An 18754-nucleotide genomic window follows, 5' to 3' on the forward strand; every position below is an offset into this window, starting at 1 on the left:
GTGCCGTACATGAGCGATCGCACGGTGCTGCACGTGAAGGGACGGGTGCTCGTCGGACCCGAGGAGGTCCGCGACGAGCTGTGGGTCGTCGACGGCCGGATCTCCTACGACCGTCCCGCCGGCGCCCGCGACATCCGTACCGTCAGGGGCTGGGCCCTGCCCGGCCTCGTCGACGCGCACTGCCACGTGGGCCTCGACCGGCACGGCGCGGTCCCCAGGGACGTCGCCGAGAAGCAGGCGCTGACCGACCGGGACGCGGGCACGCTGCTGATCCGCGACGCGGGCTCGCCCTCCGACACCCGCTGGATCGACGACCGCGACGACCTGCCGAAGATCATCCGCGCCGGGCGGCACATCGCCCGCACTCGCCGCTACATCCGCAACTACGCTTGGGAGATCGAGCCGGACGACCTGGTCGCCTACGTCGCCCAGGAGGCGCGGCGGGGCGACGGCTGGGTGAAGCTGGTCGGCGACTGGATCGACCGCGACCTCGGCGACCTGTCGGCCTGCTGGCCGCGCGGGGCGGTGGAGGCGGCGATCGCCGAGGCGCACCGGCTGGGCGCCCGGGTCACCGCGCACTGCTTCTCGGAGGACTCCCTCCAGGACCTCGTCGAGGCGGGCATCGACTGCGTCGAGCACGCGACGGGCCTGACCGAGGACCTCGTCCCGCTGTTCGCCGAACGGGGCGTCGCCATCGTCCCGACGCTGGTCAACATCGCGACCTTCCCGCAGCTCGCCGACGGCGGCGAGGCCCGGTTCCCGCGCTGGTCGGCCCATATGCGCCGGCTCCACGAACGCCGCTACGACACCGTGCGGAACGCCTACGACGCCGGGATCCCGGTCTTCGTCGGCACCGACGCCGGCGGCGGACTCGCCCACGGCCTCGCGGCGGCCGAGGTCGCAGAACTGGTCACCGCGGGCATCCCGCCCGTCGAGGCCCTGGCCGCGGGGACCTGGACGGCCCGGACCTGGCTCGGCCGCCCCGGCCTGGACGAGGGCGCCCCGGCCGACCTCGTCGTCTACGACGAGGACCCGCGGAAGGACGTGGGCGTGCTGGCGGCACCGCGCCGGGTGGTGCTGAACGGGCGCGTGGTCGGGTAGCCGCGCCGCTGGAGCCGGCCTCGAAGTCCCGGGCCGGGATGGCGGGGCCGGGGACCTACCGGGACGCACACGGCCGGGACGCCGCCCGGCGGTGAGCCGTCAGCCCGCCAGGGCACGCTCCAGGGCCCGCAGGAACCCGTCCACCGTTCCCCGGTCCCGCACCGCCAGCCGCAGCCACTCCTCGTCCAGGCCGGGGAAGGTGTCCCCGCGCCGCACGGCGTAGCCGAGGTCGCGCAGGCGGCCGCGGACGGTCGCCGCGCGCGGAAGCCGGATCAGGACGAACGGGCCCTGCGCGGGCTCGACCACCCGCAGCCCGGCCGGGGCGAAGCGGGCGAGGCCCGTCACCAGGTGGGCCCGGTCCGCGGCGACGCGGTGCGCCGCGTGGGCCGCCTCCGCCACCGCCCGCGGCCCCACGCACGCCTGTGCCGCCGCCAGCGCCGGCGTCGACACCGGCCACAGCGGCTGCGCCCGCTCCAGATCCTCGATGGTCTCCGGCGCCGCCAGCACGTACCCGATCCGCAGCCCGGCCAGCCCCCACGCCTTGGTAAGGCTGCGCAGCACCACGAGCCCGGGCACGTCGACACGGTCCGCCAGGGCCTCCGGCTCGCCCGGCACCGCGTCCATGAACGCCTCGTCCACCACCAGCAGCCGCCCGGGCCGGGCGAGGGAGGCGATCACCTCCGCCGGGTGCAACACCGACGTCGGGTTCGTCGGATTGCCGATCACCACCAGGTCCGCGGCCTCGGGGACGGCCGCCGGGTCCAGCCGGAAGCCGTCCTCCTCCCGCAGCAGCACCCGGTCGACCGTGTGCCCCGCGTCGCGCAGCGCGGCCTCCGGCTCCGTGAACTGCGGGTGGACCACGACCGGCCACCGCACCTTCAGCGCCCGCGCCAGCAGCACGAACGCCTCCGCCGCCCCCGCCGTCAGCAGCACCCGCTCCACCGGCAGGCCGTGCCGCGCCGCCACCGCCGCGCGCGCGGCCCGCCCGTCCGGGTAGGCCGCCAGCCCGCCCAGCGACGCGGCGATGTGCTCCCGCAGCCACGGCGGAGGGGTGTCCGCGCGGACGTTCACCGCGAGGTCGACGAGCGAGCCGCCGTCGTCCCGGACCTCCGCGTCCCCGTGGTGCCGCAGATCGTGGCCGCCGTCAGTGGGCATGGGAGTGCGCCCCGTGCTGGTGGCCGTGGCCGTGCCCGTGGTGGTGACCGTCGTCGTCCGGGTGGAAGTGCGGCTGCTGCGGCATCCCCACCTTGTCCTCGAAGCCGGGCAGCGCGACGCGGTACACGCACGAGTCGCAGTTCATCCGCAGATCACCCTCGACGGCCTCCGCGTACCGCTCCCACACCAGGTCCAGCAGCTCCGGCTCCGGCCCGATGACGTCGGCCGAGCGCACCTCGACCTCCGGGTGCGCCGCCGCCCAGCCCTCGGTCTGGAGCCGCACCCGGTCCGGCAGGATGCCGGTGAACAGGAAGTAGGGGAGCACCACGATCCGGCGGGCGCCCAGCCGCGCGCACCGGTCGAGCCCGCTCGGCACGTCCGGCGCCGCCAGCGACACGAACGCCGTCTCGACCCCCGCGTACCCGCGCCCCTCCCACAGCAGCCGCGCCGCCTTGTGCACCTCGGCGTTGGCGTCCGGGTCCGTCGAGCCGCGCCCCACCAGCAGCACCGTCACATCGGCCCGGTCACCCGGCCTGCGTCCCGCCGCGCCGCCCAGCGCCTCGTCCAGCCGCCGCTCCAGCACGTTCAGCAGCGCCGGGTGCGGACCGAGCGGACGCCCGTACGTGTACGAGATCCCGGGGTGCCGCTCCTGCTCGCGGGCCAGCGCCGCCGGGATGTCGCCCTTGGCGTGCCCGGCGGACACCAGCATCAGCGGCACGGCGGCGAACCGCCGTACGCCCCGCTCCACCAGCTCGGCGACGGCCTCGCCCAGCGGCGGCGGGGACAGTTCGATGAAGCCGCCCGCGACGGGCAGTTCCGGGTGGCGGGCCCCCAGCTCCCGCACGAAGTCGCGGAACGCCTCGGCTCCGGCGTCGTCACGGGTGCCGTGGCCGGCGATGAGCAGGGCGGGCGGGGTGGTCACAGGTTCTCCTCGGCGGACGTGGGGCGGTGGACGCGGTTCACTCGGGCTCCTCCTGCCAGCGGTAGCCGCGCGGCGTCACCATCCGCCCGGCGATCTCCCGGGTCGCGGTGTTGCCCACGGTGACGACCGTCATCATGTCGACCGTCGCCGGATCGAGCGCGGCCAGCGTCGTGAGCCGGGCGGACTCGTCCGGCCGCGAGGCGTTGCGCACGACACCGACCGGCGTCGTCGGTGCCCGGTGCTCGGCGAGGATGCCCAGCGACTTGGGCAGCTGCCAGTCGCGGCCACGCGAACGCGGATTGTAGAACGTCACCACGATGTCGGCCTCGGCCGCCGCCCGTACCCGCCGCTCGATGACCTCCCACGGCGTGTGCAGGTCGGACAGGCTGATCGACACGTGGTCGTGGCCCAGCGGCGCGCCCAGGATCGCGCCGGCCGCGAGCGCCGCCGTCACGCCGGGCACGCCGACCACGTCGATGTCGTCGGAGGCCTCGGCGAGCGCGGGGGAGGCCATGGCGTACACGCCCGCGTCCCCGCTGCCGATCAGCGCGACGGCCCGCCCCTGGCGGGCCTCCTCGACGGCCGTGCGCGCCCGCTCCTCCTCGGCCCCGAGACCCGACTCCAGGATCCGGGTGCCGGGCCGCAGCAGATCGCGGATCTGGTCGACGTACTGGTCGAGTCCGACGAGCACGGCAGCGCGACGGAGTTCCGCCCTCGCACGCGGGGTCAGCAGATCCCGGGCACCCGGCCCGAGACCGACCACCGCGAGCCGCCCGCGCCCCGGGCGCCGTACGACGGCACAGGTCGCCATGGCAGGGCTCGCGGCCGACTTCCGCTTGGGGACGAGGAGTTCGCCCCCGCGCACCAGTGCGGCGGCCTCCGCGACCGAGGGCGTACCGACGGCGGCGAGCGGCGCGTCGGACGGATTGGGCACGTCCACACCGGCCAACTCACCGGCGGGGTACGTCACCAGGGGCACACCGAGCCGCCGTGCGGCCTCGACGAGGCCGGGCTCCCCGGCCTTGGCGTCGACGGTGGCGAGCTCGGCGACCGACGCCGCGGCCAGCCCGGCCTCCCGCAGGACGTCCTCGACCAGTCCGAGCACCTCCTCGACGGGGGCACCCTTCGACGCCCCGACCCCGACGACCAGCGACGGCGGGCGCAGCACCACCTCGCGCTCGGCCGCCCGGACGAGCCGGTCGGTCAGCCGGATCGTGTACGACCCCTCGGCGGCCACCGGGAGCGGCGGCAGCGGCCAGGCCACCTCGGCCCGCAGCGCCACCGCCTCACCGTCCAGCAACGCCCGGGTGACCCCGGCGACATCGCCCTCCACGGGCAGGCCGAGGGTGTCGAGGCCGGGCAGGTCCACGGCGTCCGTCGCCGTCGTCACGACCGGCTCGGCGCCCAGCAACTCCCCGACCTCCCGGGCGAGTTCGTTGGCCCCGCCCGCGTGCCCGCCCACCAGGGACACCGCGAACCGGCCGCCCTCGTCGACGCACACCACGCCCGGGTCCGCCGTCTTGCCGGCCAGCAGCGGAGCCACCAGCCGTACCACCGCCCCCGTCGCCAGGAAGCACACGAGCTGCTCGCACTGCGCGAACGCCGCCCGCACGGCGTCCCCGACGGGACCCTCGTACACGCGCGTGCGGTCCGGCCAGGCGGCGGCCAGCCGGTCTCGCGCGGCCGCTCCCGCCGCGGTTGCGGAAATGAGGCCGATCACTGCGCGACTCCTTCTTCGAGGTCCTCGACACGTACAGGAGGCCGGACGATCATCGGCCGGCACCCCGTTCACGCAGGGCCCTGCGGGCCTCGGGGTCGGCCTTGCGGTAGCCGTGGAAGTGACCCGGGTGGTACAGGTGCGAGCGCGTGCCGTGCGCGTCGAGCGCCGGGCCGACCAGGAACAGCGTGTGCTTCCAGAGCTTGTGTTCCTTGACCGTCTCCTCCAGCGTGCTGATCGTGCACTTCACGATCAGCTCCTCGGGCCAGGTCGCCTGGTAGGCGACGACGACCGGGGTCGTCGTCGGATATCCGCCCTCCAGCAGTTCCCGCACCAGCTGCCCGCTGCGGGCCGCGGAGAGGAAGATCGCCATGGTGGTGCCGTGCTTGGCGAACTCGCGGACCTCCTCCCCGGGCGGCATGGGCGTCTTGCCACCGCCGAGCCGCGTCAGGACGACGGACTGCGCGACCTCGGGAACGGTCAGCTCGCGCCCCGCGAGCGCGGCGACGGCGGAGAAGGCGGACACCCCGGGCACGACCTCGGTCGCGATGCCGATCCCGGCACACCGGTCGAGCTGCTCCTGGGTGCCGCCCCACAGGGCGGGGTCACCGGAGTGGATCCTGGCGACGCGCAGACCCTCCTCCCGTGCTCGGCGGTACACGGCCACGACGTCCTCCAGGGACATGGCCGCCGAGTCGAGGACCTCCGCGTCCTCGCGCGCGTGCTGCAGGACCTCCGCCTGGACCAGGCTCGCCGCCCAGATCACCACGTCGGCCTCGGCGATGGCGCGCGCGGCACGGAACGTCAGCAGGTCGGCGGCGCCGGGGCCGGCACCGACGAAGGTCACCTTGCCGGTGGGGGCGTCGGCCATGGAGTGGTCCTCTCGTACAGGGGGGTTCCGACAGGCGGGGTGACGGACGGGCGAGTCAGAGCTTTCCGCCCCGTCCGCCGTCGCGCCGCGCCGGTGAGATGAGCGTCGACAGGTAGGGCAGGGGAACGCCGCCGAGTTCGGCGGCCGACCGGATCGACTCCTCCGCCAGCCCCAGCGCCGACCCCCACACCGCGTCGCCGATCCGCCCGGTCTCCCGCAGCGCCTCGGCGACCTCGTGCGCCTGCCGGCCGAACTTGTAGGCGACGACCGTCCCGGGCCCGGCGAGGGCCTCCTTGAGCACCGTCTCCCCCGCCGTGACGGGCACCAGCGTGAGGGGCTCGGTCCCCTCGGTCAGTACGGCGCCCGACCGCGCGGCGAGGTCCTGCATGGCGGTGATCCCGGGGACGGTCTCGACGACGGTGCCAGGCACCAGCTCGGCGACGGTCTGCGCGAGATACGTGAACGTGGAGTACACGTTGGGATCCCCGATGGTCGCGAAGGCGACGGCCGCGTGCCCGCGCAGCAGCTCGGCGACCCGCTCGCCCGCCGCGTCCCAGGCCGCTTCCCGCCGAGCGCGGTCGCTCCGCTCGTTCAGCGCGAACACGACCCGGACGACCTTCTCCTCGGGCACGTAGTGCAACACGGTCGCCTCGGCGCGTCCTCGCTCGCCCGTGTCCATCACGGGCACGACGACGACCTCGGCTTCCCGCAGGGCGTTCACGCCCTTGACGGTCACCAGCTCCGGATCCCCGGGCCCGACCCCGACACCGACCAGCCTGCTGCTCATGACGTCCGGCACCTCTCCACGAACCGACGGGCGACACCGGGCTCCGCGGCCCAGTGCGTGTGCAGATAGCTCGCGTGCACACCGCGCTGCACGAACCCCTCGACGCGCCGCTGAGGGGTCCGCAGGCCCCAGGCGGGTTCGGCCCCCGCCCCGGGCTCCACGGCGGTCCGGTGGAACTCGTGGCCCCGCATCCGCGTCCCCGCCGCCGCGAGCACACTGTCGCCGACGGCCACGGCGTCCCGGTACCCCAGGGTCAGCCGCCCGGTCATCCGCGCCCCGGCGTCCAGCACCCCGCACATGGGCAGTCCGTCCAGCTCCCGGCACAGATACAGCAGCCCGGCACACTCGGCGGCCACCGGAGCGCCGCTCTCCGCCAGGTCGGCGACGGCCTTGCGCAGGGGCTCGTTGGCGGACAGCTCGGCGGCGTACACCTCGGGGAACCCGCCCCCGATCACCAATCCCCGTGTCCCTTCGGGCAGTTCCTCGTCCCGCAGCGGATCGAAGGGCACGACATCGGCACCGGCGGCGGCGAGCAGCTCGGTGTTCTCGGCATAGGAGAAGGTGAATGCCTCACCGCCGGCGACGGCGAGGACCAGCCCGTCCGGCGTTTGAGGACGAGGCGGTTCAGGCCGATCGGGGGTCCAGGGGGCGGGGCCCCCTGGCGGGGTCGAAGGGGCGGAGCCCCTGGAGGACGGGACGGGTAGGGGCGGCGGGGGCGAGCAAGCCACAGCCGCAGCCGCATCCCAGGCCTCGCACGAAAACACCCCCGCACTCCGGGCCAACTCCATCAGCCCGCCGAGATCACAACCGTCGGAGACCTGCGCGGCCATCGCCGCAACCGCCTCCACAGCCTCGGCCCGCCGCTCGGCGACCGGCACCAGCCCCAGATGCCGCGACGGCGTGTCCACCTGCGGAGCCCGCCGCAACACCCCGAGCACCGGCACCCCCGTCTGCTCCAGCGCCTCCCGCAGCATCACCTCGTGCCGGTCCGACGCGACCTTGTTCAGGATCACGCCCCCGACCCGCACCTCCGGATCCCAGGAGACGAACCCGTGCACGAGCGCCGCCACCGACCGGGACTGCGACGACGCGTCGACGACCAGCACCACCGGCGCCCGCAACAGCTTCGCGACATGAGCCGTGGAGGCCAGCTCCCCCTCCCCGGCGGCCCCGTCGTACAGCCCCATCACGCCCTCGACGACGGCGAGATCGCACCCGCGCGCCCCGTGCAGGAACAGCGGCCCGACCAGCTCCGGCCCGCACAGGTACGCGTCGAGGTTCCGCCCCACCCGCCCGGTCGCGAGCGCGTGGTACCCGGGGTCGATGTAGTCCGGCCCGACCTTGTGCGGGGACACGGCGAGCCCCCGCGCGGCGAACGCGGCCATCAGCCCCGTGGCGACGGTGGTCTTGCCACTGCCCGAGGAGGGCGCGGCGACGACCAGCCGGGGCACGGACGAGGACGTCACCACTCGATGCCCCTCTGTCCCTTCTGCCCCGCGTCCATCGGGTGCTTCACCTTGGACATGTCGGTCACGAGGTCGGCGAAGTCCACGAGCTTCTCGGGAGCGTTGCGCCCCGTGATGACCACATGCTGGGTGCCGGGCCGGTTGCGCAGGACGTCCACGACCTCGTCGGTGTCGATCCACCCCCAGTGCATCGGGTAGGCGAACTCGTCCAGCACGTACAACCGGTACGTCTCCGCCGCCAGGTCCCGCTTGACCTGCTCCCAGCCCTCCCGGGCCTTCTCCTCGTTGTCGAGCTGCGCGTCGCGCTGCACCCAGGACCAGCCCTCGCCCATCTTGTGCCAGGCGACGGACCCGCCCTCGCCGGAGGCGCCGAGCACACGCAGCGCGTTCTCCTCGCCGACCTTCCACTTCGCCGACTTGACGAACTGGAACACCCCGATCGGCCAGCCCTGGTTCCAGGCCCGCAGCGCGAGCCCGAAGGCGGCGGTCGACTTGCCCTTGCCGACGCCCGTGTGCACGACCACGAGCGGCCGGTTCCGGCGCTGTCGGGTCGTCAGACCGTCGTCCGGAATGACACTCGGCTGTCCCTGCGGCATTACGCGGCCCTCCTCGAAGTTCCCTGCACATCCCTGACCAGCCCGGCGATCGAGTCGGCCCGCAGCTCGTCCAGCGTCACAGCGGTGCCGCCCAGTTCACCGGCGAGCTGCCCGGCGAGCCCGAGCCGCACCGGCCCGGCCTCGCAGTCCACGACGACGGACGCGACGCCCTCGGCCGCGAACAGCCGTGCCGCCCGCCCGGCCAGGGCGACCGGCTCCGGGCCCCCGGTGGCCCGCCCGTCCGTCACCAGCACGACCAGCGGCCGCCGTGCCGGATCCCGCAGCCGCTCCACCCGCAGCACGTCGTGCGCGCGCAGCAGCCCGGCGGCGAGCGGCGTGCGCCCGCCGGTCGGCAGCGACTCCAGCCGGCCCGCGGCCGCGTCCACGGACGAGGTCGGCGGCAGCGCGACGTCCGCGCCCGAACCCCGGAACGTCACCAGCCCCACCTTGTCCCGCCGCTGGTAGGCGTCCAGCAGCAGCGACAGCACGGCCCCCTTCACGGCACTCATCCGCTGCCGCGCCGCCATCGACCCGGAGGCGTCCACGACGAACAGCACGAGATTGCCCTCGCGCCCCTCGCGGGTGGCCTGCCGCAGATCGTCCCGGCGCACCACCAGCCCCGGCCCGGACCGCCCGCGTGCCCGCTGGTGCGGGGCCGCGGCCTGCACGGTCGCCGCCAGGTGCAGCTTCGTGAGGGTTCCCCGGGGCCGCCGGGAGCCGGTCGTGCGCCCGTGCTCGGTCCGCGCCCGCGAACGCCGCCCGGCGGCGCCCTCGCCGATCCCGGGCACGCTCAGCACCTTGGTCCGGAACGGCTCGGCCGACCGTACGGCCGACTGCTCACCGGCGCCCGACGGCTGCGGCTGCCCGTTCTCCCCGGCCTCGGGCGTGGCCCCGGTGTCGTCGCCCTGCGACCCGTCGTCGGGCTCCGGCTGCCCGCCGCCCCCACCGGGCCCGTCCGGCCCCTGGTCCGGGTCCGGGTCGGGGTCCTGGTCCGGGTCGTCGTCCCCGGAGAACTCCTCCAGGGTTTCGTCCAGCTTGTCCTCGTCAAGACCCGGCGCGTCGAAGGGGTTGCGCCGCCGCCGGTGCGGCAGCGCGAGCAGCGCGGCCTGCCGGACGTCCTCCGCGAGCACGTCCGTACGCCCCGCCCAGGCCGCCAGCGCCGTCGCCGTGCGCGCCATCACGATGTCGGCGCGCATGCCGTCGACCTCGAAGGCCGCGCAGGTCGCCGCGATCTGCCGCAGCGCCCCGTCGCCCAGCCGCACGGACGGCAGCAGCTCCCGCGCCGCGACGATCCGCGCCCGTACGTCGGCCTCCTCGTCCGCCCACCGGGCCGCGAAACCGGCCGGATCGGCGTCGTAGGCGAGCCGCCGCCTGACGACCTCCACCCGCTGCTCGGGCTCCCGCGAGGCCGCGACCTCGACGGTCAGCCCGAACCGGTCGAGCAACTGCGGCCGCAGTTCGCCCTCCTCGGGGTTCATGGTGCCGACGAGCAGGAAGCGGGCCGCGTGCCGTACGGAGACGCCTTCGCGTTCCACGTACGAGGCGCCCATCGCGGCCGCGTCCAGCAGCAGGTCGACCAGGTGGTCGTGGAGGAGGTTGACCTCGTCGACGTAGAGGATGCCGCGGTGCGCGGCGGCGAGCAGGCCCGGTTCGAAGGCCTTCACGCCCTCCGACAACGCCCGCTCGATGTCCAGGGCGCCCACCAGCCGGTCCTCCGAGGCGCCGACGGGCAGCTCGACCATCCGGGCCGGACGGGACCGGCCGTCGGCTCCCGGCGCGTGCGGCCCGTCCGGGCAGGCGGGGTCGGGGGAGCCGGGGTCGCAGGAGAAGCGGCACTCGGGGACGACGTCCACCTCCGGCATGAGCGCGGACAGCGCCCGCACGGCCGTCGACTTGGCGGTGCCCTTCTCACCGCGCACCAGCACACCGCCGACCGCCGGCGACACGGCGTTCAGCAGCAGCGCGAGCCGCAGGTCGTCCTGGCCCACCACGGCCGTGAACGGGAACGGGGTGCTCACTTGTCGTCACCTTCCAAGTCGCCTTCGAGCTCCAGGTACGTGGCACGCAGCCGGTCCAGCGTCTCCGCGTCCGGCTCCGCCCACAGTCCGCGGTCGGCGGCCTCCAGCAGCCGCTCGGTGATGCCGCGCAGCGCCCAGGGGTTGGACGTCTTCATGAACTCCCGGTTCTCGGGGTCGAAGACGTACTCGGCGCTGAGTTTCTCGTACATCCAGTCGTCCACGACCCCGGCCGTGGCGTCGTACCCGAACAGGTAGTCCACGGTCGCGGCCATCTCGAAGGCGCCCTTGTAGCCGTGCCGCCGCATGGCCGCCATCCAGCGCGGGTTGACCACGCGGGCGCGGAACACCCGGTGCGTCTCCTCGCCCAGCGTGCGGGTCTTCACCTGGTCCGGGGTGGCCGAGTCGCCGACGTACGCCTCGGGGCTCGCGCCCGTCAGATGGCGGACCATGGCGACCATGCCGCCGTGGTACTGGAAGTAGTCGTCGGCGTCGACGAGGTCGTGCTCACGTGTGTCGACGTTCTTCGCGGCGACCGCGATCCGCCGGAACGCCGTCTCCATGTCCCCGCGCGCGGCCCGTCCGTCGAGCCCCCGCCCGTAGGCGTAGCCGCCCCACACCGCGTACACCTCGGCGAGGTCCGCGTCGGAGCGCCAGTTGCGGGCGTCGATCAGCGGCAGCAGACCGGCCCCGTACGCCCCCGGCTTGGAGCCGAAGATCCGGGCGGTCGCCCGGCGCCGGTCGCCGTGCTCGGCGGTGTCCTCGTCGGCGTGCGCCCGGACGTAGTTCTGCCCGGCGGGCTCGTCCAGCCCGGCGACCTTGCGGACGGCGTCGTCGATCAGCCCCACCACGTGCGGGAACGCGTCCCGGAAGAAACCCGAGATGCGGACCGTCACGTCGATGCGCGGCCGGCCGAGCTCCTCCGGGGGGATCACCTCGAACCCGGTCACCCGGCGCGAGGCGTCGTCCCACACCGGCCGGCAGCCCAGCAGCGCCAGGATCTCGGCGATGTCGTCGCCCTGGGTGCGCATCGCCGAGGTGCCCCACACCGTCAGGCCTACGGACTTCGGGTACTCACCCGTGTCGGTCAGATACCGCTGCACCAGCGAGTCCGCGAGCGACTGCCCGACCTCCCAGCTCAGCCGGGACGGGATCGCCTTCGGGTCGACGGAGTAGAAGTTGCGTCCCGTCGGCAGGACGTTGACCAGGCCGCGGGTCGGCGAACCGGAGGGACCCGCGGGGACGTAACCGCCGTCCAGGGCCCGCAGGATGTGCCCGATCTCGTCGGTGGTCCTGGCCAGCCGCGGCACGACCTCGGTGCAGGCGAACTCCAGCACCGCCACGGCGTCGGCGACGTCCCTGCCGAGCACCTCCCGGACCAGCGCCGGGACCTCGGCGACCGCCCAGCCGCGCTCCTCCATGCCCTGCGCGATCCGCCGGCACAGCTGCTCCAGCAGGTCGATCGCGTCGGCGGCGGTGCGGGCCGGTCCCGCCACCAGGCCCGTCAGCCCCGCCGGCACCTTCACCGGAGCGCCCGGCTCGGCCAGCAGATCCTTCTCCACCAGCCCGAAGTGCTCCGCCAGTGCCGCCCTGAGCCCCGGCAGCGCGTCGGCCTGCCCGCCCCACACCTGCGAGGCGCGCAGCACCGCCAGCACGAGGTTGACGCGCGGTTCACCGACCGGGCCGCCGCCCAGGATGTGCAGGCCGTCCCGGATCTGCACGTCCTTGATCTCGCACAGATAGCCGTCGATGTGCATGACGAACTCGTCGAACGCCTCGTCGTCCGGCTGCTCGTCGACATGCAGGTCGTGGTGCAGCTCGGCGGCCTTGACGAGGGTCCAGATCTGCGCGCGCACGGCCGGGGCCTTCGCCGGGTCCAGGTCGGAGACGAGCGCGTACTCGTCCAGGAGCTGCTCCAGCTTGGCCAGGTCGCCGTAGGTGTCGGCACGGGCCATCGGCGGCACCAGGTGGTCGACGACCGTGGCGTGCCCGCGCCGCTTGGCCTGGGTGCCCTCTCCCGGGTCGTTGACGATGAACGGGTAGATCAGCGGCAGCTCCCCGAGCACGGCGTCCGGGGCGCACCCGCCGCTGAGCCCGAGGCCCTTGCCGGGCAGCCACTCCAGGGTGCCGTGCTTGCCCATGTGCACGATCGCGTCGGCGCCGAAACTGTTCTCCAGCCAGCGGTAGGCCGCCAGGTAGTGGTGGGACGGCGGCATGTCCGGGTCGTGGTAGATCGCGATCGGGTTCTCCCCGAAGCCGCGCGGCGGCTGGATCATCACCACGACGTTCCCGAACTGCAGCGACGCCAGCACGATGTCGTCCCCGTCGACGTAGAGGCTGCCCGGCGGCTCGCCCCACGCCTCGGTCATGGCGTCCCTCAGCTCCGGGTCGAGTTTCTCGAACCAGGCCCGGTAGTCCGCCAGCGGCACCCGCGCGGGCGCGGCGGCCAACTGCTCGTCCGTCAGCCACTCCACGTCGTGCCCGCCGGCCGCGATGAGCCGGTGGATCAGCTCGTCACCGCCCTCGGGGTACTCGGTGAGGCCGTACCCGGCGTCCCTGAGGGCGTCCAACACCCGTACCGCCGAGGCCGGGGTGTCCAGCCCGACGGCGTTGCCGACCCGGGAGTGCTTGGTCGGGTACGCGGTGAAGACCAGCGCGAGGCGCTTGTCGGCGTTCGCCTTGTGCCTCAACCGCGCGTGCCGTACGGCGATCCCGGCGACCCGTGCGGCCCGCTCCGGGTCGGCGACGTACACGGGCACGTCGTCCGCGCCTTGCTCCTTGAAGGAGAACGGCACGGTGATCAGCCGCCCGTCGAACTCCGGGATCGCCACCTGCATCGCGGCGTCCATGGGGGACAGGGCGGCGTCGGAGGCCTCCCAGGCGCGCCGCGAGGACGTCAGGCACAGCCCTTGCAGCACGGGGATGTTCAGTTCGGCGAGGGCGCCGATGTCCCAGGACTCCTCGTCACCGCCCGCCGAGGCCTGCGAGGCGTGGGCGCCGCCGGCGGCGAGGACGGTGGCGACGAGGGCGTCCGCCCGCCCGAGGATCTCGTACAGCCCCGCGTCGGCCCCGCGCAGCGAACCGCAGTACACGGGAAGCGCGTTGGCGCCCCGTGCCTCGATCGCGTCGCACAGGGTGTCCACGAAGGCGGTGTTGCCGCTCAGTTCGTGCGCCCGGTAGAAGAGCACGCCGACGGTCGGCCGGCCCCCGGCCCGGGCGCGCTCGCCCCGGACGCCGTACTCCGGCATCCGCTGCGGCGCGGCGAAGCCCTCGCCCGTGAGCAGCACGGTGTCGGACAGGAACCGCGCCAGCTCGGTGAGGTTGGCCGGCCCGCCCTCCACGAGGTACTTCAGCGCCTCCGCCACGACACCGGCGGGCACCGACGACTCGGCCATCAGCTCCGCGTCGGGCACCGCCTCTCCGCCCAGCAGCACGGTCGGGACGCCGGACGCCTTCAGCGCGGCGAGCCCGTCCTCCCAGGCCCGCTTGCCGCCGAGCAGCCGCACGACGGCGATGTCCGCGCCGTCGAGGAGTGCAGGAAGCTCCTCCTGGACGTCCACACGGGTCGGGTTGCCGATCCGGTACGAGGCTCCGGCGGCGGCCCGGGCCGCCAGCAGGTCCGTGTCGGCGGTCGACAACAACAACACAGTGCTCATGCGGGCGCTCCCGGTGGAATGAAGGGCAGTCCTCGCGGCGCGCCCGACTCGATGAGCCGCCACAGCGCGTCCGTGTCCGCGTGCTGTTCGATCAGGTCGCCGAGCCGGTCGAGCTGCTCCTCGCGCAGCGCGGCGAACGAGGTGTCCGGCGCCGGTACGAAGCGGCGCCCCGCGGCGGCCGCCACCTCGCGCAGGAAGGCCCGCCGGAACCCGTCCGACTCCAGCGAGCCGTGCCAGTGCGTGCCCCAGGTCTGGCCGACCCGGCAGCCGTCCAAGAAGGAGGCCCCTCCGGTGACGTCGGCGACGCCGTGATGGATCTCGTAGCCCTCGACGCGCTCCCCGAGGGCCTCGCCCGCAGGCCGCGTGAGGGTCTTCTCGCGGGCGAACCGCACCCGCACGGGCAGGATCCCGAGGCCCTCGACATGACCCCGGCGGCTCTCCACGTCGTCCTCGATGTGCTCGCCGAGGATCTGGAAGCCGCCGCATATCCCGAGGACGGGCCGCTGCTCGGCGGCCCTGCGCACGAGCGCGCCGGCCAGCCCGCGCTCCCGCAGCCACTCCAGCGCACGGACCGTCCCCCGGGTCCCGGGCACGATGACGAGGTCGGCGTCGGCGAGTTCCTCCGGCCGGTCCACGAACCGCACCACGACACCCGGTTCGGCGGCCAGCGCGTCCACGTCCGTGAAGTTGGACATCAGCGGAACGGCGCACACGGCGACGCGCAGCACGTCCTCGCCGACCGGCGGGGCCACGACGGACTCCCGGACCGTCCCCCGCAGGGAGACGCGCAGCCCGTCCTCCTCGTCGATCCCCAGCCCGTGCCGGAAGGGCAGAACGCCGTACGTACGCCGCCCGGTGAGCCCCTCGAGCATGTCGAGGCCCGGCTCCAGCAGGGACACGTCCCCCCGGAACTTGTTCACGAGGAACCCGGCGACGCACTCCTGGTCCTCGGGCGACAGCAGCGCGACGGTCCCGAAGAACGAGGCGAAGACACCGCCCCGGTCGATGTCGCCGACGACGAGCACGGGGAGCCCGGCGTTGCGGGCGATCCCCATGTTGACGATGTCGGTCCGCCGCAGATTGATCTCGGCGGGACTGCCCGCCCCCTCACAGATCACCGCGTCATACGTGCCCCGCAACTGCTCCAGGCAGTCCAGCACGGTCCCGAGCAGCTTCTGCTGCCGTCCGCCGTGGTACCCGCGTGCGCTGAGCTCCCCGACCGGCTTGCCCAGCAGCACGACCTGACTGCTCCGCTCGCCACCGGGCTTGAGCAGCACCGGGTTCATCAGCGCGGTCGGCTCGACGCGGCAGGCCTGCGCCTGCATGGCCTGCGCCCGCCCGATCTCGGCGCCTTCCTTCGTCACGAAGGAGTTGAGGGACATGTTCTGCGCCTTGAACGGCGCGACCTTGACGCCCTGCCGCACCAGCCACCGGCAGATCCCGGCGGTCACGACGCTCTTGCCCGCGTCGGAGGTGGTACCGGCGACGAGAAGCCCACCGCCCGTCATGACGTACGCCCTTTCACGATGTGGCGCGCGGCGACACAGACGCCGAGCGCGAGCCAGCCGACACGCCTGGACAGCCGTACGGCCCGTTCGATGTCCCGGGTGCCGACACCGCGCCCCGCCCCGTTGAGCACGGGCCGGTGCTCGACGCGCCCGCCGTACGACAAGGTGCCGCCCAGCCGCACCCCGAGCGCCCCCGCGAACGAGGCTTCGACGGGCCCGGCGTTGGGGCTCGGATGCTTGCCGGCATCGGCCCGCCAGGCTCGTACGGCTCCCCGTGGGTCGTCCCCGGCCAGGGTCGCGAGCACGGCGGTCAGCCGGGCCCCCGGCCAGCCCGCGAGATCGTCCAGCCGCGCGGAGGCCCACCCGTAGCGCCGGTACCGGGCCGACTTGTGCCCGACCATGGCGTCGAGGGTGTTGACGGCCCGGAAGCCGAGGAGCCCCGGCACACCGCCGGCGGCCCCCCACACGAGCGCCCCCACGACCGCGTCGGAGGTGTTCTCGGCGACGGACTCGACCACGGCCCGGGCGATCCCGTCGGCGTCGAGCGCCTGCGGATCCCGCCCGCACAGGTGCGGCAGCCGCGCCCGGGCCCCGTCGACGTCCCCCGCCTCCAGGGCACGCCCGATGGCCCGCGCCTCCCGTGCGAGCGAAGTCCCCCCGACCACGGCCCAGGTGGCGGCGCCGGTCAGCGCGACGGAGGCGACGGCGGAGTCACGCGCGGCACGCGCGGCGACGCCCCCGAGCGCGACGGCTCCTCCGGCGCACACCACGGTGTGCAGCGCGCCCCACCCCCGGTGGTCCCGCCACAACACCCGTTCCACGGCGCCCGCGGCCCGCCCGAACACGGCGACCGGATGCCCCCGGCGAGGATCGCCGAGCAGCAGGTCACCGATCAGACCGGCGGCGGCGCCGTACGCGAAGACGCGACCGGCACCCATGGGCTCAGCCGGTCACAGGAGCGGGCAGGGGTGGGGTGCTGAACCTCGATCGGCAGCCGCGCATGGCGATATGTCCTCACTCAGGGTGTCCACGCCCTGGTTCGACTAGACCGGCGGTGAGAGTTCCTGGCTCCCGGGGATCGCTACCCCGGTGACAGTGGCGGGACCGCGCCGGACTTCCACCGGCTTCCTCTCCTGCCGCCGTTACTGGCCCCGGCAGTCCACCACGGCCGGGAACAGCCGTCAACTTGCCGTTGACCTGCGAGGGGAGACTGTGGAGAAGCCCACACCGCCCCCTGCCACACGACGACCGGGCGGGACAGGACCGAAGTCCTGTCCCGCCCGGCGGGAACCTCGTGCGGACAGGCCGTCAGGCCACGATCAGATAGATCCCGTATCCCACAGCCGCCGCGCACGCGGCGAAGCACGCGTACGCGCCGGTGACCGCGAGGCCCGCGGATCCGCCCTGGGCCACCGCCCGTTCGCGGCGGGACAGGCCGGTGATGCCGAGGGTGAACAGGGCCACCAGGGCCACGGTGACCACGAGGCTGACACCGAAGACGGAGCCGAGGGCCGCCCAGTCGATCTTCATATCGGAGACTCTTCCTTGTTACCGGTCGGCGGGGTCAGACGGTGGTGGTCGTCGAGGGCGTCCGCTCGGCGGCGGCCTGGGCCGGGAACGACGGCACCGGGTCCTCCGTCGCCGTGCCGGCCGGCGGCGGCGTCACCGCGGCCATCGCCGTGGTCACCACACCGGCCGGCTCCGCCTCGTCGGTGTCGTTGACGTTGGTGTGGTCGACGACCTCACGCCGCGAGATCTTCCAGATCGCCGCGCTGGAGGCGACGAGGAAGACGGCCACCACCGCGGTACCCCAGCTGCCGAAGCCCGTGACGTACTCGGCGAGCGCGGCCACCAGGGCCGCCGCCGGCAGCGTCAGACCCCACGCGACGAACATCCGCGTCGCCGTCGACCAGCGGACGACGCCGCCCTTGCGGCCGAGGCCCGCGCCCATCACGGAGCCCGACACGGAGTGGGTCGTGGAGAGCGAGAAGCCGAGGTGCGAGGAGGCCAGGATGACCGTGGCCGCGCTGGTCTGGGCGGCGAAGCCCTGCTGCGGCCGGAGGTCGGTCAGGCCCTTGCCCATGGTGCGGATGATGCGCCAGCCGCCGAGGTACGTGCCGAGCGCGATGGCGATACCCGCCGACAGGATGACCCACATGGGCGGGTCGGAGTCGGGGGCGACGGCGCCGCCGGCGACCAGGGCGAGGGTGATGACACCCATCGTCTTCTGGGCGTCGTTGGTGCCGTGGGCCAGGGAGACCAGGCCCGCGGAGGCGATCTGGCCGGCGCGGTAGCCCTTCTCGGAGGCCTTGCCGTCGGCCTTCTTGCCGAGTGAGTACGTCAGCCGCGTGGCGAGCAGCGCCGCGATGCCCGCGACCAGCGGGGCGGCGATCGCCGGGATCAGCACCTTGGTGACCAGGACGTCACCGTGCACCGCGCCGACGCCCGCCGAGGCGATCGTGGCGCCGATCAGGCCGCCCATCAGGGCGTGCGAGGAACTCGACGGCAGGCCGACCAGCCAGGTCAGCAGGTTCCAGAGGATCGCGCCGACCAGGGCGGCGAAGATGACCTCGGGACGGATGCCGGACTCGTCGACGAGCCCCTTGGAGATCGTGTTGGCGACTTCCACCGACAGGAAGGCGCCGACCAGGTTGAGGACGGCGGACATGGCGACGGCGACCTTGGGCCTCATGGCACCCGTGGAAATGGTCGTCGCCATGGCGTTCGCGGTGTCGTGGAAACCGTTCGTGAAATCGAACGCGAGTGCGGTTACCACCACAATCGCGAGGATCAGCGAGAAGCTTTCCATTTACCCAGGCAATCGTTCGAGGTCATTGGCTGGACGAACGTAGGTAACCCGAGTGAACGGAAGATGAACTGGGAGGGGCGCAGGGGTGTCCGCAATCGAGGGTTAACGTTCCGCCCTGCTGTCAGGCTCCCCGCGCCCCCACGGGCTAGGC

General features: G+C 74.0%; 14 protein-coding genes and 1 riboswitch. Of the genes, 1 reads left to right on the forward strand and 13 read right to left on the reverse strand.

Translation table 11 applies throughout. The features are described from left to right. Positions 1 to 9 precede the first annotated feature (9 nt). Positions 10 to 1101 carry an amidohydrolase family protein gene (locus ABFX81_RS28155; protein WP_086851484.1) on the forward strand — a complete coding sequence of 364 codons (1092 nt, stop codon included), beginning with the start codon at positions 10 to 12 and terminating at the stop codon, positions 1099 to 1101. A gap of 99 nt (positions 1102 to 1200) precedes the next feature. Here ABFX81_RS28155 and cobC read toward each other — a convergent pair whose 3' ends face one another. The 13 genes from cobC to ABFX81_RS28220 all read right to left on the reverse strand — a co-directional run bounded on the left by cobC (position 1201) and on the right by ABFX81_RS28220 (position 18603). Further along, positions 1201 to 2256 (reverse strand): Rv2231c family histidinol phosphate aminotransferase CobC, encoded by a 1056-nt coding sequence (gene cobC, locus ABFX81_RS28160; RefSeq protein ID WP_086851482.1) that lies wholly within the window; start codon positions 2254 to 2256, stop codon positions 1201 to 1203. Then, the gene (locus tag ABFX81_RS28165) at positions 2246 to 3178 is read right to left on the reverse strand and encodes a CbiX/SirB N-terminal domain-containing protein (RefSeq protein WP_086851480.1); all 933 of its coding nucleotides are present in this window, start codon (positions 3176 to 3178) and stop codon (positions 2246 to 2248) included. Before ABFX81_RS28165 ends, cobC begins: the two co-directional genes overlap by 11 nt. 37 nt (positions 3179 to 3215) lie before the next feature. Next, a complete protein-coding gene (gene cobJ, locus ABFX81_RS28170; RefSeq protein WP_086851478.1) occupies positions 3216 to 4898 on the reverse strand; it encodes a precorrin-3B C(17)-methyltransferase in 1683 nt (560 codons plus the stop codon). 49 nt (positions 4899 to 4947) lie between these two features. Further along, positions 4948 to 5766, reverse strand: coding sequence for a precorrin-4 C(11)-methyltransferase (gene cobM, locus ABFX81_RS28175; RefSeq protein WP_086851476.1), 819 nt, complete (start codon positions 5764 to 5766; stop codon positions 4948 to 4950). Between the two features lie 55 nt (positions 5767 to 5821). After that, complete coding sequence (gene cobI, locus ABFX81_RS28180) at positions 5822 to 6553, reverse strand: precorrin-2 C(20)-methyltransferase (RefSeq protein WP_086851528.1); 732 nt, start codon at positions 6551 to 6553, stop codon at positions 5822 to 5824. Next, complete coding sequence (locus tag ABFX81_RS28185) at positions 6550 to 8022, reverse strand: cobyrinic acid a,c-diamide synthase CobB (protein WP_346138842.1); 1473 nt, start codon at positions 8020 to 8022, stop codon at positions 6550 to 6552. Before ABFX81_RS28185 ends, cobI begins: the two co-directional genes overlap by 4 nt. Next, entirely contained in the window at positions 8016 to 8615 is a 600-nt protein-coding gene (gene cobO / locus ABFX81_RS28190) for a cob(I)yrinic acid a,c-diamide adenosyltransferase (RefSeq protein ID WP_086854042.1), read from the reverse strand. Before cobO ends, ABFX81_RS28185 begins: the two co-directional genes overlap by 7 nt. Next, positions 8615 to 10633, reverse strand: a complete 2019-nt coding sequence (locus tag ABFX81_RS28195) for a putative cobaltochelatase (RefSeq protein ID WP_086854040.1) — start codon at positions 10631 to 10633, stop codon at positions 8615 to 8617. Before ABFX81_RS28195 ends, cobO begins: the two co-directional genes overlap by 1 nt. Then, positions 10630 to 14286, reverse strand: coding sequence for a cobaltochelatase subunit CobN (cobN, locus tag ABFX81_RS28200; RefSeq protein ID WP_346138843.1), 3657 nt, complete (start codon positions 14284 to 14286; stop codon positions 10630 to 10632). Before cobN ends, ABFX81_RS28195 begins: the two co-directional genes overlap by 4 nt. After that, positions 14283 to 15794 carry a cobyric acid synthase gene (locus ABFX81_RS28205; RefSeq protein ID WP_086850353.1) on the reverse strand — a complete coding sequence of 504 codons (1512 nt, stop codon included), beginning with the start codon at positions 15792 to 15794 and terminating at the stop codon, positions 14283 to 14285. The genes cobN and ABFX81_RS28205 overlap by 4 nt, the downstream gene beginning before the upstream one ends. Then, positions 15791 to 16732: a cobalamin biosynthesis protein gene (locus ABFX81_RS28210; protein ID WP_086850354.1), complete on the reverse strand. Its 942-nt coding sequence runs from the start codon at positions 16730 to 16732 to the stop codon at positions 15791 to 15793. The genes ABFX81_RS28205 and ABFX81_RS28210 overlap by 4 nt, the downstream gene beginning before the upstream one ends. Positions 16733 to 16833: 101 nt before the next feature. Then, positions 16834 to 16973: riboswitch (cobalamin riboswitch) on the reverse strand. A gap of 129 nt (positions 16974 to 17102) precedes the next feature. Next, a complete protein-coding gene (locus ABFX81_RS28215; protein WP_033310903.1) occupies positions 17103 to 17324 on the reverse strand; it encodes a hypothetical protein in 222 nt (73 codons plus the stop codon). A gap of 34 nt (positions 17325 to 17358) precedes the next feature. Then, on the reverse strand, positions 17359 to 18603 hold the full coding sequence (locus ABFX81_RS28220) for an inorganic phosphate transporter (RefSeq protein ID WP_086850355.1): 1245 nt from the start codon (positions 18601 to 18603) through the stop codon (positions 17359 to 17361). Positions 18604 to 18754 lie beyond the last annotated feature (151 nt).

Source organism: Streptomyces coeruleofuscus (assembly GCF_039532725.1).
In the GTDB taxonomy this organism is placed as follows: domain Bacteria; phylum Actinomycetota; class Actinomycetes; order Streptomycetales; family Streptomycetaceae; genus Streptomyces; species Streptomyces coeruleofuscus.